Origin of the sequence: Bradyrhizobium sp. Bra64 (assembly GCF_024519875.1) — a bacterium.
GTDB classification, from domain to species: domain Bacteria; phylum Pseudomonadota; class Alphaproteobacteria; order Rhizobiales; family Xanthobacteraceae; genus Bradyrhizobium; species Bradyrhizobium japonicum_G.
This window is the reverse complement of the sequence record NZ_JALJRD010000009.1, coordinates 23,519-48,865: the sequence shown is the minus strand read 5'-3', so window position 1 is coordinate 48,865 and position 25,347 is coordinate 23,519. Positions and strand designations below refer to the sequence as shown.

Here is a 25,347-nt window from a genome sequence, read left to right as displayed (position 1 = left end):
CATGCATCGGCGCGGTTTCGGGCATTTTAGCTGAAAGTGGCCGGCGGGGGTGAACACTTCACCCGCAAAATTGACGCGGCCGGGCGGCCGCCCAGGGGCCATAACGGCCGGGGCGTGGTGGCAGTTCCGGGAGGGGGAATGGAGGAGATGGCTCCACATCGTCATTCCGGGGCGCGCCGTCAGGCGCGAGCCCGGAATCCATACTCACGATCGTGGTTATGGATTCCGGGCTCGACGCTACGCGTCGCCCCGGAATGACGTGTGGAGAGAGCGGTGGCGCGGCCTTAATCCGGCCGGACCATCTCGAACATGTTTTCCGGCTTGATCTCGAAATAATCGCCGCGGCGGCCGGCCCGGACGATCGGGCGGGCGGCGGCGGTCTGGTAGACGCCGTCCTTGATCATGGCCTTGTCGATGTGGACGGCGACGACCTCGCCGAGCGTCAGCCAGGCATCGGCTTCCCTGCCGTCGGCGCCCTTGAGCCGGACGATGTCGGACACCTTGCACTCGAAGGCGACGGGGCTCTCGCCGACCCGCGGCACGTTGACGAGCCTGCCGGGCACGGCGGTCAGGCCCGCGATCTCGAACTCGTCGACCTCGGGCCCGACGTGGGCCGCAGTGGCGTTCATGTGCCTGGCGAGATCCATCGTCGCAAGATTCCAGACGAACTCGCCGGTCTGCTGGATGTTCTCGACCGAGTCCTTCCAGTTGGTGGAGGAGAAGCCGATGATCGGCGGCACGTAAGCGAAGGCGTTGAAGAAGCTGTAGGGCGCCAGATTGACGTGGCCCTTGCTGTCCCGGGAGGAGATCCAGCCGATCGGACGCGGCGCGATGATGGCGTTGAAGGGATCGTGCTTGAGGCCGTGGCCCTTGGCGGGCTCGTAAAAATAGAGGTCTTTGTCGGTCACGCGCTGTTTCCTTCTCGTCATTGAGAGCGCAGCGCCCGCAATGACGGAGCTTGTTGATCCGTCCTGGCCCGCCACCAGCCCGTCATTCCGGGGCCGTCGGCCTGCTTATAGGGGAAAATCCAGCGCCCGTCAGCGGCGCGGCGACAGACCCGCGATGACGAAATCGATCATCTGGTCAATGGTCGGGCCCGGCTTGGTGGCGCACTGGGCGATCATCTGGGGGTGGAAGAAGCGCATCATCGCGGTGCTGGCGCACAGCGCGGACAGTTGCAGGTCGGGCACCTCGAACTCGCCGGAGGCCACGCCTTGCGCGATCATCTGGCCGATCATTCCGGCGATACATTCCATATGGGCCACACAGACGTCCCAGTCCTCCTGCATGGCGATCTCGACCATCTCATGCAGCTTGTTGTCGCCGACATAGCGCTCGGTGTTCATGCGATGAACGGTGGTCAGCAGTTCGCGGAAGCGCTCCAGCACCGGCCCGGACCTCGCCACGATCCGCTGCGCATCGAGCTCGACCTCGCCCATCAGCGAACGGGCCACCGCTTGATGAATCGCCTTCTTCGATTCGAAGAAGCGATAGACGTTGGCGGGGCTCATCCGCAGTTCTTTGGCGATGTCGCCGACCGTGGTCTTCTGGTAGCCGATCTGGCGAAACAGCCGCTCTGCCACCTCGAGGATACGATCCCGGGTGTCGCCTTCGATATGTTCCGCAACCAGTGTCATTTGTCAGGACTCGTCAATCAGCACTACTTCTCACTTATTCAGCTGCCTCAGCAAGCGGAATTGCGGGATGCTCATCGCTGCCATGCTGCAGCGCGGCAGGCGGCTCGGCAGAACCAGCTTCATCCAGGCTCTTGCGGAACCACAGGGCGTAAAGGCCCGGCAGGTACAGGAGCGTCAGGAAGGTCGCAACGAACAGGCCGCCCATGATGGTGATCGCCATCGGCCCCCAGAACGCCGAGCGCGACAGCGGGATCATCGCGAGGATCGCCGCAAGCGCCGTCAGCACCACCGGACGAGCACGGCGGACGGTCGCCTCCACGATCGCCTCGCGGCGGGTGAGGCCGTGCGAGACGTCGGTCTCGATCTGGTCCACCAGGATCACGGTATTGCGCATGATCATGCCGGCGAGCGCGATCAGGCCGAGCAGCGCCACGAAGCCGAACGGGGCATTGGCGACGTTTAGCCCGAGCGAGGCGCCGACGATGCCGAGCGGCGCGGTCAGGAACACCAGGATCAGGCGCGAGAAGCTCTGGAGCTGGAACATCAGCAGCGTCAGCATCACCATGACCATCAGCGGAAAGAGGATGAAGATCGAGGCGTTGCCCTTGGCCGATTCCTCGAACGCGCCGCCCGCCTCGATCCGGTAGGCCGGCTCGAGGTGATCCTGGATCGCCTTCAGCTTGGGCACGATCTGGCCGGTGACATCAGGCGCCTGCACGCCGTCGACGACGTCGGAGCGAACGGTGATCGCCATGTCGCGGTTACGCCGCCACATGATCGGCTCCTCATGGGAGTATTCGATCTTGGCGATCTGCTGGAGCGGCACGGCAACGCCGCCCCGCGAGGTGATGGTGAGATCGCCGACTGCGCCGAGGTCGAGACGTTCGGACGGGACGGCCCGCGCGACGACGCCGACCTTCTCGATCCCGTCGCGCACGGTCGTGACCTGCGAACCCGAGATCAGCATCGACAGCGCCTGCGAGACGTCCTGCGGCGTCAGGCCCATGGCGCGGGCACGATCCTGGTCGACGACGAGCTTGAGGTAAGGCGATTGCTCGTTCCAGTCGAGCTGGACGTCCTTGACGCTCTTGTTCTGGCGCATGACGTCGCGGACCTGGTAGGCGATCTCGCGCACCTTGTTGGCGTCGGGGCCGATCACCCGGAACTGCACGGGGAAGCCGACGGGCGGGCCAAAATTGAAGCGGTCGACGCGCACGCGGGCCTCGTTGAGTGCGCCATCGGCAACGGCGCCTTCAAGCTTGGCCTTGATGCGCTCGCGCGCTTCGACGCCCTTTGCGACGATGACGATTTCGGCAAAAGCCTCGTTCGGAAGCTGCGGATTGAGGCCGAGCCAGAACCGCGGCGAGCCCTGCCCGACATAGGCCGTGTAGGTCTCGATGTCCTTGTCGTCCTTGAGCAGCGTCTCGGCCTCCTTCACCGCCTTTTCCGTGACGTTGAAGGCGGTGCCTTCAGGCAGGCGCAGCTGGAGGAACAGCTCGGGCCGCTCCGACAGCGGGAAGAACTGCTGCTGGACGTGGCCGAAGCCGACGATGGAGGCGACGAAGACGCCGACGGTCGCGGCCACCACGGTGATGCGGTGATTGACGCACCATTGCACGATGGCGCGCAGGCCCCGGTACATGCGGGTCTCGTAGACCGCGTGCGGATCGTGATTGTGGTGCACCTTGATGTTGGGCAGCAGCATGACGCCGATATAGGGCGTGAAGATCACCGCCACGAACCAGGACGCGACCAGCGCGATCGCCACGATCCAGAAGATGCTGCCGGCATACTCGCCGACCGCGGAATTGGCAAAGCCGATGGGGAGGAAGCCAGCGGCCGTGACCAGCGTCCCCGTGAGCATCGGAAACGCGGTTGATTCCCAGGCAAAGGACGCCGCGCGCATGCGGTCCCAGCCCTGCTCCATCTTCACCACCATCATCTCGACCGCGATGATGGCGTCATCCACCAGCAGGCCGAGCGCGATGATCAGCGCACCCAGCGTGATGCGATGCAGGTCGAGCGACATCGTGTTCATGACGACGAAGACGATGCCGAGCACCAGCGGCACCGAGAGCGCGACGACGATGCCGGTACGCCAGCCGAGCGCCAGGAACGACACGAACAGCACGATGACGAGGGCTTCCATGAAGGAGTGCACGAACTCGCCGACGGCGTGCTCGACCACCTTGGGCTGGTCGGCGATCAGCTTGACGTCGATGCCCTGCGGCACCGCCTTCATGAATTCAGCCGTCGCCTTCTCGACCTCCTTGCCGAGATCGAGGATGTTGGCGCCCTTGGCGGTGACGACGCCGATGCCGATCGCGGCCTTGCCTTCCTGCCGCACGACGAAGCTCGGCGGATCGACATAGCCGTGGGTGACAGTGGCGATATCGCCGAGGCGGAACACGCGGCCGTTGCTCTCGACCGGGGTCTCGGCCACGGCCTTGGCGCCGTCGAGCGCGCCGGTGACGCGCAACGGCACACGCTGCGACGAGGTCTCGACCGTGCCGGCCGGCGTCACGTTGTTCTGCTTGGCGAGCGAATCGAACAGCGCCTGCGGCGTGATGCCGAGGGTGGCGAGCTTGGCGTGGGAGAATTCGACGAAGATGCGTTCATCCTGGTTGCCGTAGACGTCGACCTTGGTCACGCCGGGCACCTTCAGCAGGCGCTGACGGAAGCCTTCGGAGACCTTCTTGAGCTGGGCATAGTCGGCGCCGTCGCCGGTCATCATGTAGAGGATGGAATCGACGTCGGAGAACTCGTCGTTGACGACCGGTCCGAGAATCCCTGATGGCAACTGGCCCTGCACGTCGACCAGCTTCTTGCGCAGGAGATAGAAGAGATAGGGCACCTCCTTCGGCGGCGTCGAATCGCGGAAGGTGACCTGGAGCGCGGTGAAGCCGGGCTTGGAATAGGTCTGCACCTTCTCGAAGTACGGCAGCTCCTGGATCTTCTTCTCGATGGGATCGGCGACCTGCGCCTGCATTTCCTGGGCGGTCGCGCCCGGCCAGATCACGGAGACGTTGACCACTTTCACCGTGAAGAACGGATCCTCGGCTCGCCCGAGCTTCTGATAGGAGAAGAAGCCGGCGACGCCGAGCATGATCATGAGGAACAGGACCAGCGTCGGATGGCTGACGGCCCAGGCCGAAAGGTTGAAGCGCTTCATCGCACTCTCCAAGGATGATCCGGTTGCAAAAAAACGGCAGCCACTCTGTTCAACCCGTCATCGCGAGGCAGCGAAGCAATCCAGGGGGCTGGGCAGGTTCTGGATCGCTTCGCCGCTTCAGCCCCAGCATTTGCGCTTGGGCCGAAACTCACCTCACACGACGTAACTCGTAAACGAGACTTAAAAGGACAGTGACGACACGATCCGCACCTTCTGGCTCGGATCGAGCTTCTGCACGCCGAGGGCGACGATCCTGGCGCCCTCTTCGACACCGCCGGTGATGACGACGTCGTTGCTCTCGTAGGACTTCACCACGACCGGCTGCAACGTGACCGCGCCGTTGTCGTCGACGACGTAGAAGGACGGCTTGCCGCCTTCGTTGAACAGCGCCGACAGCGGCAGCCGCGCGACGCGCTCGGTGGCGGCATCCGTCAGCGTCAGCGTCGCGGTCATGCCGAGCGACACCTTGTCGTCGGCCTCGGGCAGCGAGAATTTCGCGAGATAGGTGCGCGTGGCGGAATCCGCGGTGGGCGCGATCTCGCGCAGCTTGGCGGTATATTTCTTGCCCGGCTCCGACCAAAGAGTGACGCTGGCGGCGCCCGACTTGGCACGTCCGACCAGCGTCTCAGGGATCGCGACGACCGCTTCCTTCTCGGCAAAGCGGGCGACACGGATCGAGGTCTGGCCTGCGGCAACCACCTGGCCGGGCTCGATCAGCGTTGCGGTGACGACGCCACGGGCGTCGGCGTTGAGCGTCGCGTAGGAAAGGGAATTCTTGGTCAGCTCGACCGAGCGCTCGGCCCGGTTCAGGCGCGCACGGGCCTCGTCGGCGGCGGCGCGGCTCGTATCCAGCTGTGCGTCGGTGGTCCAGCCCTTGGCCTTCAGGTCTTTGGCGCGCTGCTCGGCGGCGGCGGCCTGAGCCAGCACGCCGGTCGCGGCGGTCTGCTCGGCGACGGCCTGTTCGGCCTGGAGCTTCAGGTCGACCTCGTCGAGGGTGGCGAGCGGCTGGCCGATCTCGACGGTCTGGCCGACCTCGACCAGACGCTTTGCAACCTTGCCGGCGACCCGGAAGCCGAGATCGCTCTCGATCCGCGGCCTGATGGTGCCGACGAAGCTCCGCTCCGGCGTTTCGGCATCGTAATGGGCGGTTGCGACGAGAACCGGCCGCGGAGGCTCGGCCTTCTCAGCGACGGTGTCATTGCACCCGGTGAGGGCGGCAGCCATCAGCGCCAGCGACACACCGGCCAAGAGCTTGGAATAGCTGGACAAAACTGACCGAACGAACATCGGAGGACACTCCTGCGGCTGCAATGAGAGGAATGTCGACTAATCACTGATGAAAGTCAATAATCGTCAGTCATCAGGAATCTGTGATCGTTAAGGGGTGGTAAGGATTAGGGAGCCTTGTGCTGCTGCTGAAGCTCGAGGGATGCCGGATTTCGCTTCGCTCCATCCGTGCTACGCAGGCGAAATGGTTACCGCCCCTGTCCGGCGAACTCGTGCTTGCTGTCGTGGCCGCCGATGAAGACCAGGATGCCGGCGATCAGGGGCAGCACCGCAAGCACCAAGAGTCCGGTCGAGGTCTGGCCGGTGGCTTCCTTGACCCAGCCGATCAGATAGGGCCCACCGAAGCCGGCGAGGTTGCCGATCGAGTTGATCAGGGCGATGGCGCCGGCGGCGGCCGTCCCGGAGAGCCACGCGGTCGGCAGGGTCCAGAACACACCGAAGCAGCAGAACACGCCGATCGCGGCGACCGTGAGCACGATCATCGTCATGGTGGGATCGGTGAGGTAGCTGGAGACGCCGAGCGCGACGGCGGTGAGCAGCAGCGGCGCACCGACATGCATCACGCGCTCGCGCGTGGCATCGGAATGCCGCGCCCACAGGATCATCGCAATGGTGCCGAACAGATACGGGATCGCTGTGACGAACCCGGTCTGGGCGTTGGTGAGGCCGAACGCCTTGACGATCTGCGGCAGCCAGAACTGCATGCCGTAGAGCGCGCCGACGAAGCCGAAATAGACCAGGCTCAACATGATCACCTTCGGTGAGGAGAGTGCCTCGCCGAGCGACAAATGCTTCACCGCCTGCTTGGCCGCGATCTCGGAATCGAGCTTCGTCTTGAGCCACCCCTTCTGCTCGGCCGAGAGCCAGTCCGCCTTCTCGGGCCTGTCGGTGAGATAGAACCAGGTGACGATGCCGAGCAGCAACGAGGGAATGCCCTCGATGATGAAGAGCCACTGCCAGCCCTTCAGGCCCATCGCGCCGTCGAGCCCGAGCAGCAGGCCCGAGACCGGCGCGCCGATCACGGTGGAGACCGGTACGGCGATGGCGAAGGCCGCAAGGAAGCGGGCGCGATATTCGGCCGGATACCAATAGGTCAGATAGAGGATGATGCCGGGGAAAAAGCCGGCTTCGGCGACGCCGAGCAGGAAGCGCAGGACGTAGAAGCTCGTGACGCCGCTCACCATCGCCATCAGCGCCGAGATGATGCCCCAGGTCACCATGATGCGGGCGATCCAGCGGCTGGCGCCGAACTTCTCCAGCGCCAGATTGCTCGGCACCTCGAAGATGAAATAGCCGATGAAGAAGATGCCGGCGCCCCAGGAGAAGATCAGCGGCGTGAACTTCAGCTCGGCATTCATGGTCAGCGCGGCGAAGCCGAGATTGACGCGGTCGAGATAGGAGAAGAAGTAGGCCAGCACCAGAAACGGAATCAGGCGCCAGGAGATGGCGCGAATGGTCGAGGTCTCGACTTCCGACTTGGCTGCGCCGGCGGAACCGGCATAGGTCGTGGTCTGGCTCATGGCTTCCCCCAGGGTTGTTGCTTTTATGGGCTGATCCGGGGTTTTGAGCATCACCGCGAAAGAGTCAATGGAGCAAGCAATGCACGAGGCGCAACCGGTCAAAGCGATTGCGCCTCTTCGGACATCGCTCATCCGCGCCACTCTGGCGCTGGTCGTGATCGCCCGCGGATTGTCGTTGCGCTGGTGCTTTCCGCTCGGCCTTTCGTGGTGAAGTACGGCGGCTCGCTGCTGTGGGCGACCATGATGTTTCTGCTGGTCGTGGTTTTACTGCCGCGGATGTCACGGGCGCAGGTCGCAGCCATCGCCGCGGCGATCGCGGTCGTGGTCGAATTTCCTTGGCGGCCCGCCTTCACTCCCCCAGCTGAAACCGTTCGAAGCGGTCGAGCTCTTCCTCGATCCCGCGCTTGAGCTCCTTGCGCCCCGCGGTCTTCTTGCCCTGCCCGACCCAGGTCCATTTCTGCATCAATAGCTTTTTCGCCTGCCGGTCGGTCTTGAGGTCCAGCGCGGCGACGATCTCGTCGCCGACCAGCACGGGGAGCGCGAAATAGCCGAGCTTGCGCTTGGCTTTCGGCACATAGGCCTCGAACAAATGATTGTAGCCGAAAATGAGGTTGGTGCGCTTGCGCTGGATGATCAGCGGATCGAACGGCGACAGGATGTGGACGAGATCGGGCGACGCGCGCTCGCCCGGCTCCAGCGCGGCCGGCTGTGCCCAATGCTCCTGCTTGCCGGCGCCGTCGATGGCGACAGGCACGAGCTCGCCGCGGCGGACGCGCGCGGCGATCAGGCCGGCCACCGCCTTCTTGCGCGGCGCGTCGAGATGGCAGACCGAATCGAGGCTCACCACGCCCTGCGAACGTAGCGCGCGGTCGAGCAGATAGGCCGTAATGTCCCTGGTCGAGGCCGGCTTCGGCAGCTCGTCCCAGCCGAAATGTCGCGTCATCAGCTCATAGGTCTTGAGCATGCCCTGGCGCTCGCTGATGGTCACGGCACCGGTGTAGAAGGCGAGCTGCAATGCGCGCTTCGAGGGCTTTCGGCTCTGCCAGAGATGCTCCTTCTCGGTGAGCACGTCGTCCTCGATGTCGCGGATCGTCAGCGGGCCGGCGCGCACCAGCCGCATCACCTTGCGCATGTCGGCCGGCTTCACCGAGGCGAACCATTTGTGCCCTTCGCGGCGGTGCTCGCGCATCGCCGGCAGGAAGAAGCGGAAATCGCCGGCCGGCACGTAGGACAGCGCATGGGTCCAATATTCAAAGACGCTTCTGTCGACGCTCTGGGCGTGGCGCAAATCGGCACGGCGGTAGGACGGGATGCGGCTGAACAGAATGTGGTGGTGGCTGCGCTCGATGACATTGATGGTGTCGATCTGCACATAGCCGAGATGGGCGACCGCATCCGCGACCGCGCGCGCCCCTTCGCCGAACGGCGCGCGCTCATCCAGCCGCTGGGCGTGCAGCCAGATCTGCCGGGCCTGTGTCGTGGTGAGCGGGAGCGGTTTGGGCGCGCGTGACATTGCAAGGAGCAATGTAGCGGGATTCGCGCCCGGGAAAAGCAGACGCCGCAGCGGCGCCCCAGGAAAAACCGCGCTGCCGTCTGCTGACAGCGCGGCCGGATGGTGCGCGCTTCGCGCCTACTTCATCATCATCGCCTTCTGCGACTTCATGTAGTGCATGCAGGCGCCCTTCATCTTGCCATTGCTCATGTCCATGTTGGCCATGGCCATTTCCTTGTTCGCCGCCATCTTGGCCGGCGTGTCGGGGGTGCCACCCATCATGGCGGCGGACTTCATCATGTTGTCCTTGGTGCACGCCATCATCGCGGCGGATGCGGGGGACAGTGAAAGGGTGAACGCGACAAAGGCTGCGGCCGTGAGCAAGATCTTCATGGAAAAGTCTCCTCCGTAAGACGAAACCGGCGTCATGCCGGCCTCGCAATTACGTATTCCCCGGCGGAGACGTTTCGTGGAGAAGATGATTTTCTTGCTGCGGTGCGAAGGCGGAGGATGTCAGCGACCATCCTTCGGCGCCTGGGACCGGTCGCCGACGCTGCCTGTCGCGACGTCCGGTTCGCACGAGGCCCTGCCCCGCCCCTCTGCCTGGCAGCGAAAGACGTTGCCGGTCAGGCGGTCGACCAGCCACATGTTCTCCTCGGTCGGCCCTTCAAGGCCGACATAGCGGGAGGTCAGCCCCGTGACCAGGGTCGACAGCAGGATCGCCACCGCGATCATGGCTGCGCCGATATAGATGGGCATTGAGCTCAGGAACACTGTCCGATCCGGCGGGCCGCTGCGGTAGAACTGGTAATCACCTGGCCTCGGCACTGGATGGAACTCGGCTCCCCTCATTTGCGCTTGTCCGATACAGCGACCTGCTAGGCGTGCATCTGGCCGAAAAATTGTTCGCAGACAGGCCATGACGCGACGGCTTTGCGACGATCGGTGAGCACGGGTTTCCGCATGTGAACCGGGCTTGGCAGTCCGGGCGGCACCACGCGCCGCGATCCTCAGTGATCTCGATCACGCCAGCCCTGAAGCGGCTCGAACCCGCGCCGGCATGGATACGACGAACTTCTCTTGGCGCGATTCCCGGCGCGATCGCGTTCACCCTTGCAGCGCCCCGCAGAATGGCCCGTCATGAACCCGAAACCCACCAAATGCACCAGGATGGCCCCGGACGCCTTCGTTTTCCACCGTGACAAGGATCACACCAGGCCATTTGAACCTGCCCTATGCTCGCAGCATCAAATCGACATCAGGCGTAACAGCGAGGATACGACAATGACCCGTTTTATTAAGTTTTTTGGACTGAAGGCGATTACCCTCTCGGCAGTGCTGTCGATGACGGCGGGCTTGGCCCTGGCCGGCGACAACAACGTCTCCACGAACCAGATCCTGGATGCGCTGAAGCCGAAACCGGCGACCCGCGGCCTGTCCGCCGGTCCGCAGGCCGATGCGGCGGTGCAGGCAAAGGAATCGACGTTCCTGAACACCGTGCGCAACCGATCGACCCGATCGCTCTCGATGGGCGAGCGCGAGCAGATCGCCGAGCTTGCGGCGACCAAGCCGAAGATCGATCTGGAAATCCAGTTCGACTACAACTCGGCTGACATCGCCAAGACCTCGGTTTCGTCGGTGCAGGCGCTCGGAAAGGCGCTGTCCGACCCGTCGCTCAAGGGCTCGACCTTCGTGGTCGCCGGCCACACCGATGCAGTCGGCACCGAAGAGTATAATCAGGGCCTCTCGGAACGTCGCGCCGACACCATCAAGAAGTACCTGGTCCAGAACTACGGCCTCACCGGCACCGATCTCGTCACCGTCGGCTACGGCAAGACCAAGCTGAAGGACACCGCGAACGGCGCCGATCCGATCAATCGCCGCGTCCAGGTCGTGAACATGGACACCAAGACCGCGTCGAAGTGATCCACGAGCGATCGGCCCACGAAACACGCCGCCTGCCATGACCGTGGCAGGCGGCGAACTCATATCCAGCTCTGGAACAGCATCAGCCGATTGAACATCTGCATCGACGTGCCGATAAAGGCCGCCGAGATCGGCAGCATGACCGCAAAGCCGATCGCGGCGATGCCGACGTAGACCCACAGCAGCCAGCGCGGCAGACCGTCTCTTCGCAGCACGTAGACGAGCGCGAGCGACGCCAGTGTCGCAGCGGGCAGATAGTAGTAGATGAAGCTGAGCGCGCGCGGCAGCAACGCCCAGGCGAGCCAGGAACCGAAATAGAACGCCGCGATCAGGAACGCGTCCCAGCGGCGGGTCACGACGAAATCGCGCAGCACGAGAACGAGCGCGGGCAGCGCCGCCCACAGTACCAGGGGATTGCCGAGCAAGACGATCGCCGAGACATTGTCCTCCGCAATCTTGTCGAACAGGAACCACACCGGGCGCGCGAGCAACGGCCAGGATGGCCACGCGCTCATATAGGTGTGGCCGGCGATCGCGGTGGTGGTGTTGTCGGCGAAGATGCGTCGCTGCGCCTCGATCAGGTCCGGCAGCGACACGCCGTAGAGCGGCACGAAGGCGGCAAGATATGTCATCGCCGGCAGGACGGCGAAGCAGAGCACGACATGGGGCGCCCGAAAATCGGGCCAGAGATCCGGCCGATACCAATCGCCCGGCCTCGCATCCGCAAACGACGTGCGCCAGCCCTGCAACAGGCGGATCGCCGCGACGATGACGATGCAGATTCCAAGCGGAAACAAGCCGCTCCATTTGCAGGCCGCGGCACAGCCGAACAGGCTGCCCGCCAGCGCGAATAACGCATGCGGGCGGTGCTTGCGAAAACCGTGCATGAAGGCGGCAATCGCAAGCAGGCCGAGGCCCAGCGCAAAAATGTCGAGCATCGCGATGCGTGCCTGCACGTAGAGCATCTGGTCGACCGCCGCGATCAGTGCGGCGGCGATCGCGGGCCCTTGCGCGGAGAACAACGCAAGGCCGCACAGATAAATCGCGACGATGGCGAGCGCGCCGAACAATGTCGCCGGATAGCGCCAGCCGAACGCGTTATCGCCAAAGGCCGCGATCGATACCGCGATCAATTCCTTGGCGAGCGGCGGATGCATCGGATTGAGCATCGGTTGCGACATCGCCGGCGCCAGCGTCTGCCGCGCGGCGGGCACGTAATGCACCTCGTCGAAGACGAACTTCTCGGGCGTCGCGAGACCGATCAGCAGCGCAAGATGCGCAACCAGGAAAATCACGACAGCGATCACTGCGCTCCGCGACACTTTCGGAACCGCAGGCAATTCAAGCGGCTGCTGTAGGGACGTTTTGCGTGGCAAATCTGCTTCACCGCGGAGAAAAACAAGTCTGGCTCTTTTCATTGAACGCATTCCGCCGCAACTGTCACTAAGCATAACGCACGTCTCGCGCCGCTTGTGATAATTTCGCCACATCAGAAGCGCGCGCGATCCGGTACGATCAGGGACACATCGATCGGTTGCGAAATGAATTTGCGTTTCTGGCTTTTCTCCATGCTGTCGTCGGTCGCCTTGTGCGCAGCGCCTTGCGCGCAGGCGCAGACGCGCGTCGGTGAAGCCGTCGTGATCCAGAACGAGGTGGTGCGCGTGGCCGCGACCACCACGCCTATCAATGTCGGCGACAGCATGCTGCGCGACGAGACCGTGCGCACCGGCGCCGAAAGCGCCGCGCGCTTCGTCATGGCCGACAGCACCAATCTGTCGCTCGGGCCTGGCGCCACGCTCAAGCTCGACCGCACCGTTTTCAACGACGAGCACAGCTATCGCGACGTCGCGATCCGCATGACGACGGGCACATTCCGGTTCGTTACGGGACATTCGGAAAAGACCGCCTACAAGATCACGACGCCGCTCGCGACCATCGGCGTGCGCGGCACCACGCTCGACATCCTGTCCCAGCGCGGGCGCTCCGTCGTCGTGCTGCAGGATGGCGCCGCCAGCGTCTGCACGCTGAACTTCCAGTGCGTGCAGCTCACCCAGCCCGGCGACACCGCGATCATCACGTCCACCGGCGGCAAGGTCAGCATCACCAAGGCCAATACGCCGCCCTGGACCTTCGCCGCAACCTGCGCCGCGAACGCCGGGCTGTGCGCGGTCAACCAATATGCCGACGCCTCGCCAACCATCACGCCCGCCGTCCACGACGACGGCATGCTGTGCGGACGGTGATGATGGCGATAGTCCGCGTCCGACACTTGCTTCGTGCTGCTCTGCTCGCTGCGATCTGCGCCATCACGCTCACGATGGCCGTTGCACCAGCATGCGCCCAGTCACCGACGCCGAGCCCCAGTCCATCGCCATCCCCCTCGCCGACCCCGAGCCCGACGCCGACCGGCGCCGATTCCAGCGGCAGCTCGATCGGCGGCCTCGCCGACCAGCGCTTCAACCAGATGATCACCAACCGGGTGCTCGGCACGGTGCTGCTCGGCGTCAACGAGCAGGTCAATTGCAGCGACTGCATCAGCGCATTCGGCTCGGCCGGCTCGTTCTCGGCCGGCATCCATGGCCGCAAGGAGCTCACCAAAAATCTGTCGCTGCTCGCCGGCATCGCCTACACGCAGTACAGCGAGGGCGGCTACAACATCACCAGCGCGCCGATCGGCGCGTTCGCGCTGCGCTACAACTTCACCGACTGGGGCTCGTCGCGCCCGTTCTTCGACATCGGCACGATCCTGACGCCGTGGGAGAAGGCCCGCTACACCCGCAGCTACAACACCAGCCTCGGCCCGGTGAGCGTCACGAGCTCGACCAACGCCGCGAATTACGCCGTCTACGGCCGCGCCGGCTGGATGAGCCGTGTGTCGCCGCGCGACGAGGTCGCCGCCTCGATCGAGATCTGGCAACTCTGGCAGCGCGTCTCCGGCTATGCCGACAGCGTGGTGGCGTTCAATCCGTTCGATGCCAGCATCGCGACCGGCACCGACCGCACCAGTCTGGTCAAGATCGGCGGGCAGTGGACGCATCTCTTCGGCGGCAACGTCGAGGCCAACATCAATGGCGGCTGGGTGCAGTCGTTCGCCGGCCACAGCGGCATCGTCGCCACCGTGACTGGCGACGGCACGGTGGTTCCGACCATGGGCAATCAGGGCTGGTTCGAATATGGCGGCCGGCTCGGTTTCCGCGTGCAAAAGGGCTGGATCGTGGATCTCTTCGCCAACGGCACGCTCGGCCCGCAGCCGGTCGGCAACACGATCCACGGCGGCGTGGGGCTGCGCATCAATTACTAGCGGCGAGCACAGTCTCCGCAGGGTGGGCAAACGAAGCGTGCCCACCAACTCTCGCAATCGTGGACTGATGGTGGGCACGGCGCGGACGCGCCTTTGTCCACCCTACAGCACCTGTGCTGACGCTAGGCCGCCGACTTGCCCTCGAACGCGCGGCGCAGGACATCCACGTCGAGCTTCACCATCTTCATCATGGCCTGCATCGCGCGTGCGGCAGCCGCCCTGTCGGGACTCGACAGGAACTCGAACATCACCTTCGGCACCACCTGCCAGGCCACGCCCCAGCGATCCCTGAGCCAGCCGCACTGCTCTTCCTTGCCACCATGGGACAGGAGGGCATTCCAGACGCTGTCGACCTGGGCCTGATCGTCGCAATGGATCATCAGCGAGATCGCGTGGGTGTACTCCATCTTCATGCCGCCGTTGAGGGCGACCAGGGGCTGCCCGGCCACCGTGAACTCGACGACGAGCACGGAGCCTGTCTTGCCGGACGGGCCGTCCGAAACGTTGCGCTGAACGTGCGTGATCTCCGAGTTCGGAACGAGCGACACGTAGAATTTCGCGGCGTCCTCGGCATCGCCGTTGAACCACATGCAGGGCACGACCTTTGACATCTTGAATGTTCCACTTCAGTTGCGATGTTCGCGGGCTTCGATCAGGCGTTCGCCCTCTCGGGCTGCGCGGCGAAGGCTGCCATGTCCAGCCAGTTCACACCCCACATATGGCCGTCCGGATCTTCGAAGCTGCGGCCGTACATGAAGCTGAATTCGTCCTTCGGGCTGGGATCGGCCACCCCGCCCGCGGCTTGCGCCCTGCCGACGATGTCGTCGACCTCGTCGCGGCTGTCCGCGGACAGGCAGAACAGCGCCTGGTTCGAGATCTTGGCATCAGCGATCGGCTTCGGCGTGAACTGGCGGAATTTGTCGTGGGTCGTCAGCATGGCGAAAATGGTCTCGGAGAAGACCATGCAGCTGGCCGTATCGTCGCTGAATTGGGGATTCCTGACCGCGCCGATCGCCTCGTAAAAGGCCGTCGCGCGCTTGAGGTCAGTCACTGGCAAATTGACGAAGATCATCCTGGGCATCGGAAGCTCCTTGGGGGTTCTGCCCAAGGACGGATGGCCCTGCGGCCACCCGACACAGCTTCCGAATATTTTTTGGACCATGAACTGCGGGGTTCCGTCGCACCGAACCTTGCGCGATCTCAGGGCCTACTTCTTCTCGTTCGGATCCCGGTGAATGGGATCGACCCACAGCACGGTCTCGGGCTTCTCGACCGGCTCGATGTCGAGATTGATCGCAACCGCCTCGCCGTCGCTGCGCACCAGGACGCATTCCAGCACCTCGTCCGGGCTGGCGTTGATCTCCTGATGCGGCACGTAGGGCGGCACGAAAATGAAATCGCCGGGGCCGGCCTCCGCGGTGAATTGCAGGCTCTCGCCCCAGCGCATCCGCGCCTTGCCCTTCACCACGTAGATCACGCTTTCGAGATGGCCGTGGTGATGCGCCCCGGTCTTGGCGTCGGGCTTGATGCTGACCGTGCCCGCCCACAATTTCTGCGCGCCGACGCGCGCGAAATTGATCGCGGCCGCGCGGTCCATGCCTGCCGTCGACGGCACGTTCGTATCGAGCTGGTTGCCGGGAATGACGCGCACGCCGTCATGCTTCCAGCGATCGTCGTGATCGTGGTCATGGTGGGAATGCGAATGATCATGGCCGGTCATGGGACTTGCTTTCTGTTGGTTCCGTGCGGGCGAAGCTAACCAAAGCGGGCCTATCAAGCCATAGCCAAAATCGGAACTCTCGTAGCCCTCAGGGGTTGTCCCCGCGAGCAAACTGGAAGGAGAGTTTCATGGGTAGCACCAGCGACAAGATCAAGGGCAGCGCCAACGAGGTCATCGGCAAGGCCAAGCAGGGTATCGGCGAAGCCACTGGTTCCGAGCGTCTGCAGGGCGAAGGCGTGGTCCAGGAAGTGAAGGGCAAGGGTCAGAAGGCCATGGGCGATGCCAAGGACGCCGCGAAGGAAGCGATTGATCGCGCCGCCGGGGCGGCGAAGCGCGCGGCCGATTGACGGACCTCGCACTGAAAACGGAAAGACCGGCCGAAAGGCCGGTCTTTTTGTTTGCTGGGCTATTTCACCGCGAGCAATTCGACGTCGAACATCAAGGTCGCGTTCGGCGGGATCACGCCGCCGGCGCCGCGCGCGCCATAGCCAAGCTGCGGCGGAATGATCAGCGTGCGCTTGCCGCCGACCTTCATCGAGGCAACGCCCTCGTCCCAGCCGGCGATGACGCGGCCCTTGCCGATCGGGAATTCGAACGGCTCATTGCGGTCGACCGACGAGTCGAATTTCTTGCCCTTCTGGCCGTTCTCATAGAGCCAGCCGGTATAATGCATCACGCAGATCTGGCCGGGCTTGGGCGAGGCGCCGGTGCCGGCAACGCTGTCGGTGATCTGCAAGCCTGAAGCTGTTGTCATGGTCTTTCCTGCGGTCTGGGCCGAGGCCGTGGTGGAAGCGAAATCGGACACGCTGGCAATCATCGTGATCGCGAGTGCCGACATGATGGCGAGGAGCACGCGCTGGGAACGCTGCATTAGACACCTTCCGTTTGAGGCGGGAGGTGTCTAGCGCAACGAGGGTCTGGTTTCCAGCCCTCAGGCCTCGATCAATAGCCCAGCGCGCAGCCGTCCTTTCGCGGATCGGAACCGCCGGTCAGCGTCCCCTTGTCCCAGTCGATCCAGATCGCCTGGGCGCCGCCGAGCGGGCCGACCACGCTGGTGGTCTTGTGGCCGAGCTTCTTCAGACCTTCGACGATGTCAGCCGGCACGCTGTCCTCAAGCTGGTATTGACCCTCGTAGTGCAGGCCGCGCGGCATGTCGATCGCCTCCTGGACGTCGCAGCCATAGTCGAGAATGTTGGTCACGACGTGGGTCTGGCCGACCGGCTGATACTGTCCGCCCATCACGGCGAACGGCATCACGGACCGGCCGCCCTTGGTGAGGAGGCTCGGCATGATCGTATGCAGCGGACGCTTGCCGCCCTCGATGCAGTTCGGATGGCCGGGCTGGATGCGGAAGCCACCGGCGCGGTTCTGGAGCAGCACGCCGGTCTTGTTGGAGACGATCGCCGAGCCAAAAGAATGCGCGATCGAATTGATGAACGAGCAGACGTTGCGGTCCTTGTCCACGACCGTGATGTAGATGGTCGAGGGATTCATCGGCGGCGCAACGTCAGGCAGGTCGAGCATGCCGTCCAGACGGATCTTGCTAATGTACTCGTCGGCAAAGCCCTTTTCGAGCATCTCGGCGACGTTGATCTTCATGTGGTCGGGAGAAGCGACATGCATCTCGCGGTTCATGTAGGCGATGCGCGCAGCTTCGGCTTCGAGATGGAAGCGCTCGACGCTGAGCGGGGCGAACTTCGTCAGGTCGAACCGCGACAGGATGTTGAGCATCAAGAGCGCGGTGACGCCCGGGCCGTTCGGCGGGCACTGCCAGACGTCGTAGCCCTTGTACATGGTGCCGATCGGCGTCGTCGTCTCGGTGGTGTGCGCGGCGAAATCGTCGAGCGTGTGCAGGCCGCCGATGCCGCGCAGGGTCTCGACCATGTCTTCCGCGATCGGACCCTTGTAGAAGGCGTCGCGGCCGTCCTTGGCAATCGCACGCAGCGTCTTGCCGAGCTCGGCCTGACGGATGATGTCGCCGGCCACGGGCGGCTTGCCATGCGGCAGCAAATAGCGCTCGGTGTTGGTGCCACCCTTCAGCTTCCCGAACTGGTTCTTCCAGTCGAAGGCGATGCGCGGGGCGACGACGTAACCTTCCTCGGCCGCCTTGATCGCGGGCTGCAGCAGCCGGTCGAAGCCGAACTTGCCGTGGTCGCGCAGGACGGTCGCGAAGGCGTCGATCACGCCGGGGATCGAGACCGCATGGGCCGAGGTCAGCGGCACGGAATTGATCTTGCGCTCGAGATACCAGTCGGCATTCGCCGCCTTCGGCGCCCGGCCGGAGCCGTTATAGGCGATGATCTTGCCCTCGCCGCGCGGCTGGATCAGCGCGAAGCAATCGCCGCCGATGCCGGTGGATTGCGGCTCGATCACGCCGAGGATCGCCGAGCCCGCGACAGCCGCATCCACCGCCGTGCCGCCCTCGCGCAGCACCTCGATCGCGGCCAGCGAGGCCTGCGGATGCGAGGTCGCCACCATCGCGTTGGTGGCGTGGACCGTGGACCTGCCGGGAAAATGGAAGTTTCTCATCGAATTCTTGCTCTCGTTAGGCTCTGGTCCGTTGGCGCGGATAGTGGAAAAACCGGGCCTACATGACACATTCCGGCCCGCCGGGGCAATGCTGGCATACCAGGGAAATGGCTGCCATCCGCTGGGCGTATAGACTTTTTGCAGCCTGGCGCCGAGCGGGTTTTCCAGGCGCCGGCCGCCTGCTAAACGAGCCGCCATGATCCACAAGGTCGCCGCCTTCTACCAATTCGCCGCCCTGCCCGATTACCGCGAGCTGCGCGAGCCGCTGCGCGCATTCTGCGCCGGCCTGAGGCTGAAGGGCAGCGTGCTGCTCGCGCGGGAGGGCATCAACGGCACGGTCGCGGGCGCACCGAAGTCGATCGACGCTCTCGCCCACGAGCTCGCGCACGGGGCCATGTTCGGCGGCAGGCTGGACCATCTCGAATTGAAGTTCTCGACCGCCGAGACCATGCCGTTCGGCCGGCTCAAGGTGCGGCTCAAGAAAGAGATCGTCACGCTCGGCGACGAAGCCGCCGATCCGACCCGACAGGTCGGTACCTATGTCGATGCAGCCGACTGGAATGCGCTGATCGCGGCGCCCGACACGCTGCTGCTCGACACCCGCAACGCCTTCGAAGTGGCGATGGGCACGTTCGACGGCGCCGTCGATCCTGATATCAAGAGCTTTGGCCAGTTCAAGGATTTTGCCGCGGTCAAGCTCGATCCGGCAAAGCATCGCAGGATCGCTATGTTCTGCACCGGCGGCATCCGCTGCGAGAAGGCCAGCGCACATCTGCTCGCGCGCGGCTTTGCCGAGGTCTTTCACCTCAAGGGCGGCATCCTCAAATATCTCGAAGAGGTGCCGGAGGCGCAGAGCCGCTGGCGCGGCGAATGCTTCGTGTTCGACGAGCGCGTCGCGCTCGGCCATGGTTTGCGAGAAACCGGCTTGCGGGAACGGGACAAGGACACGCCACGTGACGAATGAGATCAAGGCTCTCGGCGAGCGCGTCGACGCGCTGGAAGCGCGCCTCGCCTATCAGGACGACACGATCGAGACACTGAACCAGACCATCACCGCGCAGTGGAAGCAGATCGACGCCCTGACGCGCAGGATCGCGGAGATCGGCCAACGGCTGCAGGAGGCCGAGGCGAATGCGCCGGGAGCCGCCAATGAGCGCCCGCCACATTATTGAGCGGCGCTACTGACCCGACGCCCTGGGCAGCAGGCTGGTCACCTCGCCCGACATCATAAGCCGGTTGCGGCCGGCCTCCTTGGCGGCGTAGAGCGCCTGGTCGGCGGCCTCGACGAGCGAGACCACGCCGGCCGTGCGCTCCAGCGCCGGCCGGCAGGTCGCTCCGCCGAGCGAAGCCGTGACGCAGCGTGACGCCCGGTTGCTGGTGTGGACGAGGCCCGCATCGCGGATCGCCCGTCGAATCCGGTCGCCGATGCGCGCGCAGCCCGCGGCGTCCGTGCTCGGCAGCAGCATGGCGAATTCCTCGCCGCCGTAGCGTGCCGCCAGATCGCCGGGGCGGTGCGCCTCGGCCGCGATGATCTGCGCCACCTGCCGGAGGCAGGCATCGCCCGCGGGATGGCCATATTCGTCGTTGTAGGACTTGAAGTGATCGACGTCGATCATCAGCAAAGAGAGGCTGGAGCGGTCGCGATAGGCGCGCGCCCACTCTTCCTCCAGTCGTTCGTCGAAGCGACGGCGATTGGCGAGCCCGGTGAGACTGTCCTCGATTGCGAGCGTTTCAAGCCGGGTCTCCAGCTTCTTCTGCTCGGTGATGTCGCGCGAGATCGCGACCACGCCGTCGACGCGGCCATTCTCCTTGCGGGTCACCCGCATGGTCGATTCGAGCCAGACTTCGGAATTCTGCCGGTGCACGTTGCGATAGGTGACGCGCGCCTCCTCCGTGTCGCCGCGCTTCATGGCATCGACAAGGGCCTGGACCTGCGGCCGATCGTCTTCATGAATGCCGGCGAGCGCGAGCGTGCCGATCAGTTGATTGGCCCGCCAGCCGACGACGCGAACCGAGGACGGCGAGACATAGCGCAGCCGCTCGTCGAGCCCGATGCGGGTCACCATGTCGCTGGACCCTTCGGCAAGCAGCCTGAAATGCGCTTCCTTCTCGACCAGCGCGGCGGCCATGCGCTGGCCCCGCTGCAATTGCCGCACCAGGACCGCGCCGATGATTGCGATCAGCATGACCAGCGCGAGCACGTAGAGCATGCGTGAGATCGCCGCAGTGCGCCAGGGAGCCAGCAGTTCGTCCTTGTCGACGGTGGCTAGCAGGACCAGCGGATAACGACCGCTGCGCTTGAAGAAGCTGACGCGTTCGGCGCCATCGAGCGGCGACTTGAAATGATAGGCGCCGCTCGGCCGTTGCAGGCCGGCGTCGCGGAACAGCGGCGTATCGGCAACGTTGCGACCGACGAATTTCTCGTTGCTCGGGTTGCGCGCGATGATCAGGCCGTCGCCGTGCATCAGGGCCACCGAGCTGTTGCGGCCGATCTCGAACTGTTCGTAGAAATGCGAGAGATACTTCGAGCTGATGGTCGCGAGCACCACGCCGCCGAAGCTGCCGTCCGGCTTGTTGAAACGGCGCGACAGGGTGACGATCCACTCGCCGTCGAGCAGGCTCTTCACGGGACGGCCGATATGAGGATCCCGCTTCGGCGAGAGCTGGTGATAGCGAAAGAACGCGTCGTCGCTCAGCGTCGAGCCGATCGTGCCGGGCGAGGTCAGCCAGTTGCCGTGGTCGTCGATGATGGCGAGGCTGTGGACGCGCTCCATCGCCTTCTTGCGCGCCTCCAGCAGGTTTCTGAGCTTGGCGATCGTGGCCGGCTCGGTGCCGTCCATCTCCAGCCGGCTGACGACGCCGACCACGCCGGAATCCAGCAGGTCGAGGCTGTCCTCGGCATGCTGCGTCAGCGAGCGCGCAACGTTCGCCATCTCGGTCTCGGCGCCCTTGAGCACCGCGTCGCGCGCCGCCCATTCCCGCCAGCCGCTGACGCCCAGGATGGTCGCGCAAGTGAGCACGACGAAAGCCGCCGCCCGCAGCGGCAGACGGCTCCATCCGGCTCTCTGTGTGGCGACGCTCATCCGGCAGAAATCTCCGATCGTTCGGAACTTCTGCCGCTTCTGTTATTGAACCCTGAAACGCCCGCCGACATTCGCAGGGATATGCGGCTTTTCCCGTACTCCTACGGACTGCAGCGTCGCTGGATCGCTAACAATGCGTTAGCGACCCTATCGGAAACCGGCGTCCCCGCCGCTAGCTGAAGATGGCCTTAACCTTGTCCCAGAGCGAGGGATTGTCGGCATCCGCGTCGGCCTTCGACGGCGTCGGCTGGGCTGCGCTCACGGGATCGGAGGCCGGGAAGGTATCTTCCAACCCGGTATCCAGCTTGGCGTGACGATCGGCGACGAGCGCCTCGTGCAGATCGTCGGCGTGCTTGTCATGCGGCGCGGGGTTGAACGTCTCAGCCATGGTCTCGTCCTCCATTGGCTGGTCAACGCGGGCCAATTGCGCTGGTTCCCCTGTTCCGCTCGGGGCCGCGGCAGTGTATCAGGAGCCTCAACCTCCTTCAGGACCGTTCGTGCCCCAATCCGCGACAAGCCCCTTCATCGACGTCCTCTCCGGCCAGCGGCAAGCCATTCCGCCGGTGTGGATGATGCGGCAGGCCGGCCGTTACCTGCCGGAATATCGCGAGGTGCGCGCCAAGGCCGGCGGCTTCCTCGATCTCTGCTTCAACCCGGAACTTGCCGCCGAGGTGACGCTGCAACCGATCCGGAGATTCGGCTTCGATGCGGCGATCATCTTCTCCGACATCCTCGTCATCCCCTATGCGCTCGGACGTTCCGTGCGTTTCGAGGTCGGCGAAGGCCCCCGGCTCGAGCCGCTGGATGATCCCGCCAAGGTCGCCACGCTGGCGCCGCGCGCCGACTTCGGCAAGCTCGCGCCGGTATTGGAGGCGCTGCGGATCGTGCGCGGCACGCTCGATCCCGGGACCGCGCTGATCGGCTTCTGCGGCGCGCCGTGGACGGTGGCGACCTACATGGTCGCCGGCCAGGGCACGCCGGACCAAGCACCGGCGCGGATGATGGCCTACCGGCATCCGCAGGCGTTTGCGAAAATCATCGACGTGCTGGTCGAGAACTCGATTCAATATCTGCTGGCGCAGCTCGATGCGGGCGCGAATGCCTTGCAGATCTTCGACACCTGGGCCGGCGTGTTGCCGCCGGCCGAGTTCGCGCGCTGGTCGGTCGAGCCGACGCGTCGCATCGTCGAAGGCGTACGCGCCAAGGTGCCGGATGCCAAGATCATCGGCTTTCCCCGCGGCGCCGGCGCCCAATTGCCCGGCTATGTCGAGGCGACCGGCGTCAACGCCGTCAGCATCGACTGGACTGCCGAGCCGGCCTTCATCCGCGAGCGGGTGCAGAGCCGCGTCGCCGTGCAGGGCAATCTCGATCCACTGGTGCTGATCACGGGCGGCGCGGCGCTCGACCGCGCGGTCGACAATGTGCTGGCGAATTTTGCGCAGGGCCGCTTCATCTTCAATCTCGGCCACGGCATCCAGCCGGAGACGCCGATCGGCCATGTCGAGCAGATGCTGAAGCGCGTGCGGGGCTGACCGGTCCCGGCCTCCAAGGGGCCGGGCATAAAAAGCGCGAAAACAACCCCATGCACAGTAGACAAATAATTGAAAAGTCTGGGCTGGCATGGACGCCACCCGCGCGCGTTTGACACGTCGGGCAAAACAGGCGCACGATGGCATGATCGCAGATCGTGACTTCGCAGGCATGCCGGGACGCCGTTGGGACGCAGCCATTGGCAGCCCATCATGGAACAACCGCCCTGCAAACTGCCGGCTCGAAACCTTCGAGAATCTCACGGGCGCGCTTTATTGAAAAATTGTGTGTCGCCCGATCGAACGACGGGCTTCCCCGCATCATGTAACCATGGCGCACTCCGGGAAAGATGTGCAGTTCGACGTTTTCCATGCGCGCCGCTAAATCACGATACGCCTCCAGCACCTCGAACGGCGCGCGATTGTCCTCGTCGCCCCAAATGAGACAGACTTGCCGGCGAACCCCGACAAGTTCGTGAAGATAGTCCAGCATCTGGGATCCGTGGCAGCAGATGCCGGCGGCATAGCCAAGTCGCTTCGGCCCGAGGATCGCATACGGACCTCCGTAGCAAAACCCCATGACCGCCGCCTGGCCATTGAATTGCGGGAGTGTGCCGAGGTGTCTCAAGGTGTCGGTCATGTCGTCTTCGCCGGCTCTGATTTGCTCAAGGCGCGGCTGCGCGCGCTGAGCCGCGCGCGGGTCGTTCCGCGAAAGTGGGCCGGAAATCGAACGCCAGAACAGATCCGGCACCGCGACGATGAAGCCGTATGCCGCAAGCTCGTCGGCGATTGCGAGCATGTCGGCATCCACGCCATGAATGGCGGAAGCAAGCACAATGGCAGCAACCGGCCTTTCAGACTCGGGCGTGACCAGATAACAATCGAACGCGCCGCCGCCTTTCGCGCAAATATTGCTGAACTTCCCTTGCATGTCGAATCCGACACTTCGTTTGAGGTGCGGCGGCCAATGCCTGGTCCGGCTGGGGATGCGCGGTACGGAGATCGCGACTATCCAAGACGTCGCCGCGCTATTCCGGCCGGATCTTCGCGAGGCTGATCACTTTGGCCCACTTCTCGGTTTCACCGGCCATTAGCTTGCCGAAATCGCCGGGCGAGCCGCCGAGTGTCGTCGCGTCGAGACTACGAAGGCGCATCCTGAACCCGGGATCGGCCAGAGCGGCGTTGGTCTCGTTGTTGAGCCTCTCGATGATCTCGGCAGGCGTGTCTTTCGGCGCCCCGATGCCGAACACCGAACTCGCCTCGTAACCTGGCACGATTTCGCCGATGGCCGGAACAGCCGGCAGGGCTTCGGATCGCGCTGCCGTCGTTATTCCGAGCGCGCGCAGCTTGCCGCTCCGGATGTACCCGATCGATGGCGCCAAGTTCACAAAGACGACCTGTACCTGCCCGCCGAGCAGATCCGTGATCGCGGGCGCCACGCCTCGATAGGGCACATGCTGAAGATCGAGCCCGCCGGCTTCCTGTTTGAACAGTTCCGCAGCGATATGGGTGATGCCCCCCACGCCGCCCGAACCATAGGAGAGTCTCCCGGGATTGGCTTTGGCATAGGCGATGAACTCTGGAATTGTATCGGCAGGAACCGACGGGTGTATCACCATCACCAGGGCGCCACGGGTCAGACTCGCGACCGGCGCAATATCCCGCAGGAAATTGAAATCAAGATTTTCATAAAGCGTCGCATTGATCGCGTTGGGAGAACCGACCAGCAGCAGAGTGTAGCCGTCCGAAGCCGCACGCACGACCGCATCAGTGGCGATATTGCTCCCTGCTCCGGGCCGGTTCTCGACGATGAATTGCTGGCCGAGCCGCTCCGCACACCATTGCCCGACCAGACGCGCAAGGATGTCATTTGGACCGCCCGCGGCGAAGCCGACCATGATACGTACCGGCCGCGACGGGTAAGTATCGGCCCGAGCCAAGCCCGACAGCAGAGGTGGCGCAGCCATGCCCACCGCAAGGTGCAGAAATTGACGTCGGGAGGGCGTCATAGGCATTGCTCCGTCGAACCTGCACCGGCGCCGGCTCTCTTCAGCGGGGTGAGGATAATTGATGTTGTCATAAGCGCATAAGGCTATTGTCTGATGAGATCATCTCAAAACGGAAATGGGTGCTCTCATGCAGATGAGCGAT

Annotated in this window: 26 protein-coding genes; 8 read left to right on the top strand and 18 right to left on the bottom strand. The window is 64.3% G+C overall.

The window, feature by feature from the left end; all coding sequences use genetic code 11:
- Nucleotides 1-284 precede the first annotated feature (284 nt).
- From NR187_RS23925 to NR187_RS23905, 5 genes are all read right to left on the bottom strand, one after another.
- A complete protein-coding gene (locus NR187_RS23925; protein ID WP_256807881.1) occupies nt 285-908 on the bottom strand; it encodes a flavin reductase family protein in 624 nt (207 codons plus the stop codon).
- A gap of 129 nt (nt 909-1,037) precedes the next feature.
- On the bottom strand, nt 1,038-1,637 hold the full coding sequence (locus NR187_RS23920) for a TetR/AcrR family transcriptional regulator (protein WP_211386987.1): 600 nt from the start codon (nt 1,635-1,637) through the stop codon (nt 1,038-1,040).
- Between the two features lie 34 nt (nt 1,638-1,671).
- Complete coding sequence (locus NR187_RS23915) at nt 1,672-4,809, bottom strand: efflux RND transporter permease subunit (RefSeq protein WP_211386988.1); 3,138 nt, start codon at nt 4,807-4,809, stop codon at nt 1,672-1,674.
- A gap of 180 nt (nt 4,810-4,989) precedes the next feature.
- On the bottom strand, nt 4,990-6,096 hold the full coding sequence (locus NR187_RS23910) for an efflux RND transporter periplasmic adaptor subunit (RefSeq protein ID WP_211386989.1): 1,107 nt from the start codon (nt 6,094-6,096) through the stop codon (nt 4,990-4,992).
- Between the two features lie 188 nt (nt 6,097-6,284).
- Nucleotides 6,285-7,616 (bottom strand): MFS transporter, encoded by a 1,332-nt coding sequence (locus NR187_RS23905; protein WP_211386990.1) that lies wholly within the window; start codon nt 7,614-7,616, stop codon nt 6,285-6,287.
- Between the two features lie 240 nt (nt 7,617-7,856).
- Here NR187_RS23905 and NR187_RS35030 point away from each other — a divergent pair, with 240 nt between their 5' ends.
- Entirely contained in the window at nt 7,857-8,024 is a 168-nt protein-coding gene (locus NR187_RS35030) for a hypothetical protein (protein WP_372703276.1), read from the top strand.
- Here the strand turns inward: NR187_RS35030 and NR187_RS23895 are convergent.
- The 3 genes from NR187_RS23895 to NR187_RS23885 all read right to left on the bottom strand — a co-directional run bounded on the left by NR187_RS23895 (nt 7,966) and on the right by NR187_RS23885 (nt 9,867).
- The gene (locus NR187_RS23895) at nt 7,966-9,129 is read right to left on the bottom strand and encodes a winged helix-turn-helix domain-containing protein (protein ID WP_256807880.1); all 1,164 of its coding nucleotides are present in this window, start codon (nt 9,127-9,129) and stop codon (nt 7,966-7,968) included. The genes NR187_RS35030 and NR187_RS23895 overlap by 59 nt on opposite strands.
- Before the next feature lie 117 nt (nt 9,130-9,246).
- The gene (locus NR187_RS23890) at nt 9,247-9,501 is read right to left on the bottom strand and encodes a hypothetical protein (protein WP_211386992.1); all 255 of its coding nucleotides are present in this window, start codon (nt 9,499-9,501) and stop codon (nt 9,247-9,249) included.
- 120 nt (nt 9,502-9,621) lie between these two features.
- Nucleotides 9,622-9,867 (bottom strand): hypothetical protein, encoded by a 246-nt coding sequence (locus tag NR187_RS23885; protein ID WP_256807879.1) that lies wholly within the window; start codon nt 9,865-9,867, stop codon nt 9,622-9,624.
- 525 nt (nt 9,868-10,392) lie between these two features.
- Between NR187_RS23885 and NR187_RS23880 the strand changes: the two genes are divergently transcribed.
- Nucleotides 10,393-11,034: an OmpA family protein gene (locus tag NR187_RS23880; protein WP_256807878.1), complete on the top strand. Its 642-nt coding sequence runs from the start codon at nt 10,393-10,395 to the stop codon at nt 11,032-11,034.
- Between the two features lie 59 nt (nt 11,035-11,093).
- Here NR187_RS23880 and NR187_RS23875 read toward each other — a convergent pair whose 3' ends face one another.
- Nucleotides 11,094-12,524 carry a phospholipid carrier-dependent glycosyltransferase gene (locus tag NR187_RS23875; protein WP_256807877.1) on the bottom strand — a complete coding sequence of 477 codons (1,431 nt, stop codon included), beginning with the start codon at nt 12,522-12,524 and terminating at the stop codon, nt 11,094-11,096.
- 51 nt (nt 12,525-12,575) lie between these two features.
- Between NR187_RS23875 and NR187_RS23870 the strand changes: the two genes are divergently transcribed.
- Both NR187_RS23870 and NR187_RS23865 read left to right on the top strand, forming a co-directional pair.
- Nucleotides 12,576-13,277 (top strand): FecR domain-containing protein, encoded by a 702-nt coding sequence (locus NR187_RS23870; protein ID WP_211386995.1) that lies wholly within the window; start codon nt 12,576-12,578, stop codon nt 13,275-13,277.
- Nucleotides 13,278-13,279: 2 nt separating this feature from the next.
- Entirely contained in the window at nt 13,280-14,335 is a 1,056-nt protein-coding gene (locus NR187_RS23865; RefSeq protein ID WP_211386996.1) for a hypothetical protein, read from the top strand.
- Nucleotides 14,336-14,457: 122 nt separating this feature from the next.
- Here NR187_RS23865 and NR187_RS23860 read toward each other — a convergent pair whose 3' ends face one another.
- From NR187_RS23860 to NR187_RS23850, 3 genes are all read right to left on the bottom strand, one after another.
- On the bottom strand, nt 14,458-14,946 hold the full coding sequence (locus NR187_RS23860) for a VOC family protein (RefSeq protein ID WP_211386997.1): 489 nt from the start codon (nt 14,944-14,946) through the stop codon (nt 14,458-14,460).
- 41 nt (nt 14,947-14,987) lie between these two features.
- Nucleotides 14,988-15,416 (bottom strand): VOC family protein, encoded by a 429-nt coding sequence (locus tag NR187_RS23855; protein ID WP_211386998.1) that lies wholly within the window; start codon nt 15,414-15,416, stop codon nt 14,988-14,990.
- A gap of 126 nt (nt 15,417-15,542) precedes the next feature.
- Nucleotides 15,543-16,055, bottom strand: coding sequence for a cupin domain-containing protein (locus NR187_RS23850; protein ID WP_007606929.1), 513 nt, complete (start codon nt 16,053-16,055; stop codon nt 15,543-15,545).
- A 128-nt stretch (nt 16,056-16,183) separates the two neighbouring features.
- On the opposite strand from NR187_RS23850, the gene NR187_RS23845 reads away from it, so the two are divergent.
- Complete coding sequence (locus NR187_RS23845; protein WP_211386999.1) at nt 16,184-16,402, top strand: CsbD family protein; 219 nt, start codon at nt 16,184-16,186, stop codon at nt 16,400-16,402.
- Between the two features lie 59 nt (nt 16,403-16,461).
- Here the strand turns inward: NR187_RS23845 and NR187_RS23840 are convergent, their stop codons facing one another.
- Together NR187_RS23840 and ggt are read right to left on the bottom strand one after the other, a co-directional pair.
- Nucleotides 16,462-16,926 carry an FKBP-type peptidyl-prolyl cis-trans isomerase gene (locus NR187_RS23840; protein WP_211387000.1) on the bottom strand — a complete coding sequence of 155 codons (465 nt, stop codon included), beginning with the start codon at nt 16,924-16,926 and terminating at the stop codon, nt 16,462-16,464.
- 71 nt (nt 16,927-16,997) lie between these two features.
- Nucleotides 16,998-18,584 carry a gamma-glutamyltransferase gene (gene ggt, locus NR187_RS23835; protein WP_211387001.1) on the bottom strand — a complete coding sequence of 529 codons (1,587 nt, stop codon included), beginning with the start codon at nt 18,582-18,584 and terminating at the stop codon, nt 16,998-17,000.
- Nucleotides 18,585-18,780: 196 nt separating this feature from the next.
- On the opposite strand from ggt, the gene NR187_RS23830 reads away from it, so the two are divergent.
- Together NR187_RS23830 and NR187_RS23825 are read left to right on the top strand one after the other, a co-directional pair.
- Entirely contained in the window at nt 18,781-19,548 is a 768-nt protein-coding gene (locus NR187_RS23830) for a rhodanese-related sulfurtransferase (protein ID WP_211387002.1), read from the top strand.
- On the top strand, nt 19,538-19,756 hold the full coding sequence (locus tag NR187_RS23825) for a SlyX family protein (protein ID WP_256807873.1): 219 nt from the start codon (nt 19,538-19,540) through the stop codon (nt 19,754-19,756). Before NR187_RS23830 ends, NR187_RS23825 begins: the two co-directional genes overlap by 11 nt.
- A gap of 6 nt (nt 19,757-19,762) precedes the next feature.
- Here the strand turns inward: NR187_RS23825 and NR187_RS23820 are convergent, their stop codons facing one another.
- Both NR187_RS23820 and NR187_RS23815 read right to left on the bottom strand, forming a co-directional pair.
- Nucleotides 19,763-21,667 carry a diguanylate cyclase domain-containing protein gene (locus tag NR187_RS23820; RefSeq protein WP_211387004.1) on the bottom strand — a complete coding sequence of 635 codons (1,905 nt, stop codon included), beginning with the start codon at nt 21,665-21,667 and terminating at the stop codon, nt 19,763-19,765.
- A 172-nt stretch (nt 21,668-21,839) separates the two neighbouring features.
- The gene (locus NR187_RS23815) at nt 21,840-22,055 is read right to left on the bottom strand and encodes a hypothetical protein (RefSeq protein WP_211387005.1); all 216 of its coding nucleotides are present in this window, start codon (nt 22,053-22,055) and stop codon (nt 21,840-21,842) included.
- 109 nt (nt 22,056-22,164) lie between these two features.
- On the opposite strand from NR187_RS23815, the gene hemE reads away from it, so the two are divergent.
- The gene (hemE, locus tag NR187_RS23810) at nt 22,165-23,199 is read left to right on the top strand and encodes a uroporphyrinogen decarboxylase (protein ID WP_211387006.1); all 1,035 of its coding nucleotides are present in this window, start codon (nt 22,165-22,167) and stop codon (nt 23,197-23,199) included.
- A 208-nt stretch (nt 23,200-23,407) separates the two neighbouring features.
- Here hemE and NR187_RS23805 read toward each other — a convergent pair whose 3' ends face one another.
- Together NR187_RS23805 and NR187_RS23800 are read right to left on the bottom strand one after the other, a co-directional pair.
- On the bottom strand, nt 23,408-24,127 hold the full coding sequence (locus NR187_RS23805; RefSeq protein ID WP_211387007.1) for a dienelactone hydrolase family protein: 720 nt from the start codon (nt 24,125-24,127) through the stop codon (nt 23,408-23,410).
- A 97-nt stretch (nt 24,128-24,224) separates the two neighbouring features.
- Nucleotides 24,225-25,205 carry a tripartite tricarboxylate transporter substrate binding protein gene (locus tag NR187_RS23800; RefSeq protein WP_211387008.1) on the bottom strand — a complete coding sequence of 327 codons (981 nt, stop codon included), beginning with the start codon at nt 25,203-25,205 and terminating at the stop codon, nt 24,225-24,227.
- Nucleotides 25,206-25,347: the final 142 nt, after the last annotated feature.